The sequence below is a fragment of the Zoogloea sp. 1C4 genome (assembly GCF_009469605.1).
Classification (GTDB): domain Bacteria; phylum Pseudomonadota; class Gammaproteobacteria; order Burkholderiales; family Rhodocyclaceae; genus Zoogloea; species Zoogloea oryzae.
Genome location: NZ_SSXU01000018.1, coordinates 72,714 through 81,565 on the forward strand (window position 1 = coordinate 72,714; position 8,852 = coordinate 81,565).

The following is an 8,852-nucleotide window of genomic DNA, read 5'->3' on the forward strand; positions in this document are numbered from 1 at the left end:
ACCTTCCCCAAGCCCCGGCCGACCCGCTCAAAGCCCCAAACCTGGCACTCCGGGAATGGATGCCTCACTCCCAAAGCCCCAGGCGAGAGACTTTGGGACACCGACCTCGTGTCGCCCGGATAGGGCACGTCACTCGAAAAGCCCCAGGGCTGGGTCTTTTTGCCCCACGCGAGAGACAAAAAGACCGAGGTCGCCTATCCGGACGACAGACCCCCTGTATCCCGAAGCCCAAAACCTGGGACTTTTTGCCCCAAGCGAGGGACTCCAGGCATGACGCGCCTATCCGGGAGAGGGTCGCGAGTATCCCGGAGATAGTCGCGTGGGGCTCCAGGATAGGCGCCCGAGGCCTGGAGACGGGCGCGAGACATCAAGCGCATCGCACGCGGGCAACGCCTCCACCCGCCCCTCACTCTCCCCCACCACCCACCCTGTAGGTCGGACTTCAGTCCGACACCAACACCCACCCAAGCCCCGATGTCGGACTGAAGTCCGACCTACAGACGGAGCGCACGGACAGGTCACCAAAGCTGCCCCCGCAGTACAGCCCGCGGGCAGGCCACAGCAGAACGGCGGGGCAAACGGTACCGCCAGCCCGCCGATCATTCACCCACGCTGCCCGTGGCAATGCTTGAAGCGCTTGCCGGAACCACAGGGGCAGGGGGCGTTGCGGGCGGGCGAAGGCGGCTGGCCGGGCGGGTCGTCGGTGGTTTGCGGGTCGGGATGCAGGCGTTGCTGGAGGTCGGCGATCCGGTCGGCGGTCGCGCAGGTGTCCGGGTGGTTGGGGCCGAGCACACACTGCTGGTCGGGCAGCAGCGCCTCGGAGAGCGCTAGCACTTTGGCCACGTCGCCACACTTTCCGGCCCAGTAGGCGATGTTATGGCGCGCATTGAGCGTATGTGGATGGTCAGGGCCAAGCACCCGCAGCAGGTCGGGCAACAACGCCTCAAAGAGCGTCAGCGCCGTGCTAGCGTCGCCTCCCATGCCCGTCCAACCGGCGATGTTATGGCGCGTCCCAAGCGTAAGCGGATGGTCAGGGCCAAGCACCCGTAGCAGGTCGGGCAGCAACGCCTCTAAGAGCGTCAGCGCGGTGCTAGTGTCGCCTCCCATGCCGGTCCAGCCAGCGATGTTGTTGCGCGTGCGGAGCGTGTCCGGATGGTCAGGGCCAAGCACCCGCTGCTGGTCGCGCAGCAAGTTCTCGAACTGCGATAAGGCCGTGCCCACATCGCCGGTCCAACCGATGAAGGAGGCGATGTTATTGCACGTCGTGAGCGTGTCCGGATGGTCGGGGCCAAGCACCCGCTGCTGGTCGGGCAGCAACTTCTCGAACAGGGATAAGGCCGTACCTAAATCGCCGGTTTTTCCGATGAGGAAAGCGATGTTGTTGCGCGTCCTGAGGGTCTCCGGATGGTCGGGGCCGAGCACACGCTGCTGGTCGGGCAGCAGCGCCTCGAACAGCGCCAGCGCCCTGCCTGCATCACCACACTCGCCGATCCAGGTGGCAATGTTGTTGCGCGTCGTGAGGGTGTCCGGATGGTCGGGGCCGAGCACACGCTGCTGGTCGAGCAGCAGCGCCTCGAACAGCGCCAGCGCCGCATGCGCATCGCCGGCCTGGCCGGTCCAGGTGGCGAGGTTGGCGCGCGTCTTGAGGATGTCCGGATGGTCGGGGCCGAGCACACGCCGCTGGTCAGGCAGCAGTGCCTCGATCAGCGCCAGCGCCGTGCGCGCATCGCCACTCTCGCCGGTCCAATAGGCGATCTCGCCGCGGGCACCAAGGGTCTTCTCAGCGTCAGCCGACAGCCGCGCGCGGAAGACGCCCTCGGCGCGGGTCCACGTGGCCAGGCGCGGGCGTGCCAGCAGCCCCCAGGGAATCGCCTTGTCCAGCGCCGCGAAGGCCGGGCCGAACACGGCCACGTCGAGCAGCCCCGTGTCGGCGTGGGCGAGCAGGATGTCGGCGGCGCGGACGTAGGCGGCCTGCATCGCAGCGACATCGTGGCGGCGGACGGCTTCCGCCAGTTGGGCGGAATAGTGGGCAACGAGGCTCGCGATGACGTCGGCCGCCTGCTTGGGGCCGCTGGGCTGGTCGTGGAGGTGGGCAAGCAAAGCTTCCTGCATCTTGCTGTGGAAGCGGTAGACCTGCGGGCCGGCGGGCAGGATGTGGCTGTTGGCAGGGTCGACCAGGTTGTGGAAACCCTGGACCGGGATGCCCTTGATCAGATCCTCTTTAATCAGCAGACGGAACACGGCGTGGTCGAAGGTAAGGGCAAGGGCCAGCGCCTGCATGGCGCTGCGCTGGCCCTCGTCCATGTAGCGCAGGAAGCGCGCTTGCAGTTCCTTGTGACCGCGCCCCAAATGCGTGCTGGCGTTGAAGCCGTCGCGATGGCTGTCGATCTGACGCAGCGCAAGATCAAGGGTGTAGGGGTGAAAGCTGCGCGCGGGCTGATCGTCGGCCAAGTCTTCGGCGGCATCGAGGATGGCCTTGCGGTTCTCGGACAGGATTTCGAGTATCTCGGCACTGCGGGGGTCGACAGCGCGGGCGGTGTACCAGGCTTCGGCCTGATCGAGAAAATACTCGGCGTCGGTTTCGCCCAGGCCGCCGACGAGATGCTGCTCCAGCAGGGCGTCCCAGGTGTCTTCCGGCAGGTCTTCGCGCCGGTCGTAGAGTTCGCGCCACTGCAGGCGGTTGCGGCCGAACAGCACAAAGCCGCAGCGGGGCTGGGGATCGGCAGTGGCGATTCGGCTGCACAGTTCCTGCAGCGCCCATTGGGCGTCGTGGGCGCAGACCTGGGACTGGATGCGCTCGAAACCATCAATGGTGATGCACAAGGCCTTGGGATGGCCGTTGCGTTCGCGCTGTGCATCGAGAAACGCCAGCAGATCATGGGCGAGCACGTGGTGGGCGTACTGCATGAAGTCGGCTTCGCTGAGTTCGGCGAGTTCGAGGTTGGGGAAATGCACTGCATAGCGCCGCGTGTGCCATGCGGTGCGAAAGGCGATGCCGGCCTTGAGCACCAGGTCAACGCCCTTGAGGGAGGTGGCGAAGTCGGTGAGCGGCGCCCACCACGAGCCGGCCACTTCCGACGCCTTTTGGTGGGTGCCGAGGAAATCCTGCACCTGCTCGGCACTGAACGTACCACTGCTCATACCGCGGGCATGCCAGGCCAGGCAGTACACGTCGAACAGCGGCAGCGGGCAGCCCGCGGCCTTGAGGGCAGCGCGCAGCCGGCCCGCGAACAGGTCGAAGATGGGGTAGGCCGGGGTGATGCGGTCGCTGTCCAGATCGACGTGGGCGAAAGCAAGGGGATAACCCCCCTGATCGGACATGCGGGCGCGGCACTCGTCCACCGCCTTGGCGCGCAGCGCCGACTTGCCGGCCCCGCCCACGCCGTAAAACACCTTGACCGGCCTGGATGGCACAACCGGGCTGCCATGAAGCCCGTCGAAGAAGTCGCCCAGCACCTTTCTCGGCGCCTCCCGGTCGGTGAAGATCTCCGCCGCAGTGGGGACGAAGGGGAGGCTGAAACTCTTCTTGCGTGCCATGACGGGCTCCCGGCTGCGCATGCCGCTCGCCCGGATGGCCGGCGGATGCTTGATTGATATGCCGGAATTGTGCCTCACGACGGCGCCACCCGAAATGGCATCCGGTTGCCGCGACATCGCCCACGACGGCCGGTGTCCCGAGGTGCAGGGCCAGGCGGTTGCCGCGCGGCGCCAAGGCGCTATGATCGGCCGATGAACCCCACCACCACCCCGCCTCCACCGCCGCCCCGGCACCGTCGCAACCGGCTCTTACGGCTTTTCCTGGCACGGCCGCGGCTCTATGGGGCGGTGTTGTGCGGGGTGCTGACCTATCTCTTCAGCCCGGATGTGCTGGATGGGCGGGAGACGTCGCGCCTGCTGCTGGCGTGGAACGTGGGCACGCTGCTGTATCTGGTGCTGGCGGGGGTGATGATGGCGCGGGCCACCCATTCGAGCATGCGGCACCGGGCGATCCAGGAGGATGAGGGGAAGTTTGCGGTGCTGGGTGGGGTGATCGTGGCCACGGTGGCCTGCCTGGCGGCGATCGTGCTGGAGCTGAGTAATGTGAAGGGCGCCGATGAGGCGCTGCGCAATGGCCGGCTGGCGCTGTCGGCGCTCACCATCGCAACTGCCTGGGCCTTCATCCATCTGATGTTTGCGCTGCATTACGCCCACGATTACTACCGGGATCAATCGGCGCATCGCAGTGGCGGGCTGCAGTTTCCCGGCGAGGAGGCGCCGGATTACTGGGATTTCGTGTATTTCGCGGCGGTGATCGGCACGTCGGCCCAGACGGCCGACGTGTCGTTCACCTCACGCCAGATGCGCCGGCTGGGCCTGCTCCACTGCACCCTGGCGTATGCCTTCAACACCACGCTGCTGGCCCTGACGATCAACATCGCGTCGGGCTTGCTGTAGGGCCGGGCGGGCAGCGGCGGCGGTCATTCGAGCAGGTCGGCCAGCTCGTCGGCGTGTTCTTCCTCGGTGGCGAGGATGCCTTCGAGCATCGATCGGGTGGTGGAATCCTTGTTGCCGAAGAAGCGGATCAGCTCGCGATAGCTTTCGATGGCGATGCGTTCGGCGACGAGGTTCTCGCGGATCATCTGCTTGAGGTCGTCACAGGCGACGTATTCGGCGTGGCTGCGCTCGGTGAGGCCGGCCGGGTCCATCATCGGGGTGCCGCCCAGCTGGACGATGCGCTTGGCGAGCAGATCGGCGTGGGCCAGCTCTTCGTTGGAATGCACCAGAAACTCGGCGGCGATCGGCTCGGAGTGGATGCCGGTGGCGGCGATGGCGTGCTGGCGGTAGCGCAGCACGCACACCAGCTCGGTGGCGAGGGCGTTGTTGAGCAGGTGGATGGCCTGGTCCGGGTCGAGTTCGTAGTCGGGCGTGAGGGCGCCGTCTTCGATCTGCTTGCGGGCGCGGGCGCGCAGGGTCTTCACGTCGGTGAGGAAGGCGGAATCGCTCGGGGTTTCCTTGGCCATGACTTTCTCCTGATGGGTTGGGGATCGGAGACGGTCCGGCGGGGCCTTGCGGCATCCACCACCGTCATGCATCCATGATGGGCCGGCGGCAGGTGCTTCGATGTCGGAGAGGACAGCAGCGCGATGTCGGACGAATCCTATCGGCGTGGCGGTGGGGGCCTGTTCAGGCGAGGGCCAGGGCGTGCGCGCCGGCCTCGCCCTCGATGAAGCTGAGCAGCTCGTCCATCTGGAAGGACTTGTCGAAGAAGGCCGCAGCGCCGAGCATCCGGCACTTGGCCTGGACCACGGCGTGGGAGTGGTTCGAGAACACCACCGTACGCGGGGTGCCGAAGCGCTCGGGGGTGGCGTGCAGGGCGGCGAGCAGGCCCATGCCGGTGCCGTTGCGAAGTTCGAGATCCACGATGACGAGGTGGGGGCGTTCGCGCTTGAGCACGAGCAGTCCATCGACTTCACTGTCGGCCGTGCCGACGATTTCGACATGTTCGATCCCACCGAGCATGGCTGTGAGCAAGTCACGCAATACGGCCGAATCTTCGATCAAGACCACCCGGAGGGGTGTGGGGGCTTGGGCATCCATGGCAGCGTCTTCCTGAGTTCTATCCGTCTGAAGCGGCGCGTTGCGCATCCGCCTGGGGATGCGCCGCGCCCTGTTTCCTCATTTGTAGTTTAGTGAATGCTGATTTTCTGATTCGTCAGGGGATGGCCGAAGTTGGCGTAGGTGAGGTCTTACGCGCCAAGAAAAAAAGGCAGCCCACGAAGGAGCTGCCGGCCCGGGAAATGGCGCACAGGGAGAGGGCTGGTCGATGATCGGATGAGGGCAAACGTCGCCCCCTGCCGGGTCGATCAACGACTGCCTCGGGGCGGGGTTGGACAGGGGCTGGCGACATGCCACGCCACCGGACCGATCATCCGGTGCAGGCGCGCCGTTTCGGCGGCGCAGCGCTGGTCGCCGGAATGACCGAAGACCACGTTCGAGAAGAGCATGCCGACGCTGAGGAGGACGGTGCCGACGAAAGACAGGGCAACCGTCCAGTCCCATTGTCCGGGCGGCGCCCAGGCGGGCTCCCCTGGATGAAGGCTGACTCCACGCATGGTTCGATCCCTCCTGTCCGCGGGCTTACTTGCCCGGCTCGCCCACGAAGATCTCGATCCGGCGATTCTTCGCCCGGCCGGCTTCGGTGGCATTGCTGGCGATCGGTTCCTGCTCGCCGCGCCCCGTGACGCCCACGCGCGACGCGGCAACGCCACGGTCCACGAGGAAATCCCGGGCGCTCATGGCGCGGTCCAGCGACAGGGGGCGATTCACGGCCTCGCCACCGGTGCTGTCGGTGTGGCCGACGATGCGGATGGCGGTCGCCGGGTTGTCCTTCAAGGTCTGGGCAAAACGGGCGAGGATCGGACGCATGTCGGGCTTGATGTCGCTGCGGCCCACGTCGAAGGAGATGTCACTGGGAATCTCCAGCTTGAGCTGGTCGTCGGCGGTGCGGCTGATCTCGACGCCGGTACCGGCCGTGGCCTGGCTCATGGCCTGGCGCTGGGCCTCCATGCGTTGCGACCATACGTAGCCGCCGAGGGCGCCCAGGCCTGCCCCGATGGCCGCATCGCGGCCCACCTTGTCACTGCCGGTGGCCTTGCCGATGAGGGCGCCGCCCACTGCGCCACCCACGGCGCCCAGGCCGGCGTTGCGCTGGGTATCGGTCATCGTCGTGCAGGCGCCAAGTCCGAGGACCAGGGCCAGCGCCAGGGGAAGGGTTCGGTGCTTCATCGCGGGGCTCCTGTTGTTGTCTTGGTGCACCGGCCCGACAGCTGCCGGGGCCGGTGCCTGCGAGTCATTCACGACCCGGTTCAGCGGCGGCGGGTGAGCACGGCGCCGAGCAGCAGGCCGGCGGCGCCGATCATCGCGGCTGCGCGCCACGGGTTGCTGCCGATGTAGCGCTCGGCCACGTCCTTCGAGTGGTGGGCGTCGCGGCGGAGCACGCCGGCCGCATCCTTGGCCGCCGAACGCAGGTTGTCGATCAGGCTGGAGGCGGCATCGCGGGTGGCGTCGGCGGCAGCGTCCACCTGACGGCGGACACCCGGGATCGCGTCGCGCGCGTTGTCCTGAAGTTCGCTCGCAACCTGGCGCAGGCTGCCCGGGGTGGAGGTGCTGGCGGGGGTGGATTCGATGGTGTTCATGACAATCTCCTGTCGGGGTTGTGGGGGCTGCAGGCCCGCCGCTGGCGACATTGCCGGGCGGGCTCAGGTCACGATCAGTTGGCGCGGACGATGATGTCGTTCTTCACCGACTTCACGCCGGGCACCGTCTTGGCGATCTCTTCGGCACGCGCCTTCTCGGTGTTGGACGGGGTGAAGCCGGAGAGCTGGACGACACCGTTCTTGGTTTCGACGCCGATTGCCGTCACCCGGACCGACTTGTCTTCGGCATGCTTGGCCTTGATGTTCGCGGTGATCGAGGCGTCATCGACGTACTGCGCGGCGGCAGACTTGTCGGTCTTCTCGGCGTGCATCTTGTCGGCGGCATACACCGAGGAGGCAGTGGCGAGGGCCAGCAGGCTGGCAACGAGGATTCGGGTAACGGGCTGTTTCATGGCGTTCTCCTGAAGTTCTGGGGTTTGAGGAAACTCGTCTGTCGTTTGAAGGCTGACGTCCGCGTTTCCATGGCTTCACTTTATGCGTGGGCCGGGAGCCGATATGTCCGACAAGCGCCGAATGCAATGTAGGAATCGACCGTCGGCGGCGTGGGAGGGGCGCGGGGGCGGCGCGGCACGTCAGCCGCGCCAGGCCCGCCGGATGGCGGGTTGTGCCGTGTCATACTGAAGGAGGATTCCGACAACGGGCTCGTCCGGCACCGACACAGGCGCCGGACGGACGTGCATAAGATGTGAGCTGTATACGTCTGGTACCACCGCCATGCCCTCATCCGCCTCCCCATCTGCCTCCTCTTCCACGCGCCGCCAACGACGCCTGCGCACCGCCGCGGCGGCCCTCGCCGTCATTGGGCTCGGCGTCGCCCTGTTCGACTGGAACCTGCTGCGCAGGCCGATCGAGCACATCGCGAGCGACCGCCTGGAGCGGACCTTCCGGATCACCGGGCCGCTGTCGGTCCGGCCGTGGAGCCTGCACCCGAGCTTCAGCGCCGACGGGCTGTCGGTGGCGAATGTCACCGGGGGCAAGGCGCCCCATCTGGCCGCCGTCGGGCGGCTGAGTTTCTCCGTCGACCTGCGCGCCCTGCTGCGGGGCGAGTGGGTGCTGGACGGTATCGAGTCGGCCCTGAAATATTCAATTCGCCGCTTGCAGCCGCCAGCCTGACGGCCAGGCTGCGTTGTCACTGAGCACCCGCCCAAGCATCCCGACCAGCACGCCGAGCGCAAAAAGGGCCGTCAGCCCCAAACGAGCCACCGCCCGCAGTAGCCAGCGCAAGTTGTAGCCCGCGGCACAGAGCACCGGGTGCAGCACATCTCCTTCAGATCCTTTCAGCCAGTTCCGCCGTAGCCCGCAGTCGTCCTTCAGGTGTCCGATTACGGGTTCGACTGCTTGACGCCGTTTAAGCAGACGACGCGCCTTGGCACTCAGGTTCTTGATTCGGCCCCGGTGGATGATCTCGACCCCGGGCACTTCCACACCCCGATAGCCGAGATCAACGATGGCGGTGTGGGGCTTCGGGGCGCCTTTGACGTCCTGCATCAGGATCGTCGCCTGCTCGATCTGCTCGGCAAGGGTGTGACCGTCGTAGGGATTGCCCGGAAAGGCCCGGGCGCCGACGATCAGGTTGCCTTTCTCGGTGGTGGCAATGCCCACCTTGACCCCGAATTCATAGGGCTGGCGCGCCTTGCCCTTGCCGATGCACTCGAC

General features: G+C 66.7%; 10 protein-coding genes. 2 read left to right on the forward strand and 8 right to left on the reverse strand.

All coding sequences use genetic code 11. The features are described 5' to 3' along the window. Positions 1-603: 603 nt before the first annotated feature. The gene (locus tag GH681_RS18000) at positions 604-3,414 is read right to left on the reverse strand and encodes a tetratricopeptide repeat protein (protein ID WP_194271272.1); all 2,811 of its coding nucleotides are present in this window, start codon (positions 3,412-3,414) and stop codon (positions 604-606) included. A 315-nt stretch (positions 3,415-3,729) separates the two neighbouring features. Here GH681_RS18000 and GH681_RS18005 point away from each other — a divergent pair, with 315 nt between their 5' ends. Further along, positions 3,730-4,434, forward strand: a complete 705-nt coding sequence (locus GH681_RS18005) for a DUF1345 domain-containing protein (RefSeq protein ID WP_153162923.1) — start codon at positions 3,730-3,732, stop codon at positions 4,432-4,434. 23 nt (positions 4,435-4,457) lie between these two features. On the opposite strand, the gene GH681_RS18010 is transcribed toward GH681_RS18005, so the two are convergent. The 6 genes from GH681_RS18010 to GH681_RS18035 form a co-directional block, all read right to left on the reverse strand. Further along, positions 4,458-5,000, reverse strand: coding sequence for a bacterioferritin (locus tag GH681_RS18010; RefSeq protein ID WP_153162924.1), 543 nt, complete (start codon positions 4,998-5,000; stop codon positions 4,458-4,460). Between the two features lie 163 nt (positions 5,001-5,163). Beyond that, complete coding sequence (locus GH681_RS18015; RefSeq protein WP_153162925.1) at positions 5,164-5,577, reverse strand: response regulator; 414 nt, start codon at positions 5,575-5,577, stop codon at positions 5,164-5,166. A 266-nt stretch (positions 5,578-5,843) separates the two neighbouring features. Further along, positions 5,844-6,092: a hypothetical protein gene (locus GH681_RS18020; RefSeq protein WP_153162926.1), complete on the reverse strand. Its 249-nt coding sequence runs from the start codon at positions 6,090-6,092 to the stop codon at positions 5,844-5,846. 25 nt (positions 6,093-6,117) lie between these two features. Continuing rightward, a complete protein-coding gene (locus GH681_RS18025) occupies positions 6,118-6,765 on the reverse strand; it encodes an OmpA family protein (protein WP_153162927.1) in 648 nt (215 codons plus the stop codon). 80 nt (positions 6,766-6,845) lie between these two features. Further along, entirely contained in the window at positions 6,846-7,175 is a 330-nt protein-coding gene (locus GH681_RS18030) for a DUF883 family protein (protein ID WP_194271273.1), read from the reverse strand. Between the two features lie 74 nt (positions 7,176-7,249). Then, the gene (locus GH681_RS18035) at positions 7,250-7,588 is read right to left on the reverse strand and encodes a BON domain-containing protein (RefSeq protein ID WP_153162929.1); all 339 of its coding nucleotides are present in this window, start codon (positions 7,586-7,588) and stop codon (positions 7,250-7,252) included. Between the two features lie 322 nt (positions 7,589-7,910). On the opposite strand from GH681_RS18035, the gene GH681_RS18040 reads away from it, so the two are divergent. Next, positions 7,911-8,309, forward strand: coding sequence for an AsmA family protein (locus GH681_RS18040; RefSeq protein ID WP_153162930.1), 399 nt, complete (start codon positions 7,911-7,913; stop codon positions 8,307-8,309). Here GH681_RS18040 and GH681_RS18045 read toward each other — a convergent pair. Continuing rightward, a partial coding sequence (locus GH681_RS18045; protein ID WP_153162931.1) for a transposase occupies positions 8,280-8,852 on the reverse strand: 573 nt, incomplete at its 5' end. The genes GH681_RS18040 and GH681_RS18045 overlap by 30 nt on opposite strands.

What these genes read in the sequence shown, in the direction of transcription:
- GH681_RS18015 (WP_153162925.1), bottom strand. Translation starts at nt 5,577, where the DNA reads ATGGATGCCCAAGCCCCCACACCCCTCCGGGTGGTCTTGATCGAAGAT.
- GH681_RS18025 (WP_153162927.1), bottom strand. Translation starts at nt 6,765, where the DNA reads ATGAAGCACCGAACCCTTCCCCTGGCGCTGGCCCTGGTCCTCGGACTT.
- GH681_RS18030 (WP_194271273.1), bottom strand. Translation starts at nt 7,175, where the DNA reads ATGAACACCATCGAATCCACCCCCGCCAGCACCTCCACCCCGGGCAGC.
- GH681_RS18040 (WP_153162930.1), top strand. Translation starts at nt 7,911, where the DNA reads ATGCCCTCATCCGCCTCCCCATCTGCCTCCTCTTCCACGCGCCGCCAA.
- GH681_RS18005 (WP_153162923.1), top strand. Translation starts at nt 3,730, where the DNA reads ATGAACCCCACCACCACCCCGCCTCCACCGCCGCCCCGGCACCGTCGC.
- GH681_RS18020 (WP_153162926.1), bottom strand. Translation starts at nt 6,092, where the DNA reads ATGCGTGGAGTCAGCCTTCATCCAGGGGAGCCCGCCTGGGCGCCGCCC.
- GH681_RS18010 (WP_153162924.1), bottom strand. Translation starts at nt 5,000, where the DNA reads ATGGCCAAGGAAACCCCGAGCGATTCCGCCTTCCTCACCGACGTGAAG.
- GH681_RS18035 (WP_153162929.1), bottom strand. Translation starts at nt 7,588, where the DNA reads ATGAAACAGCCCGTTACCCGAATCCTCGTTGCCAGCCTGCTGGCCCTC.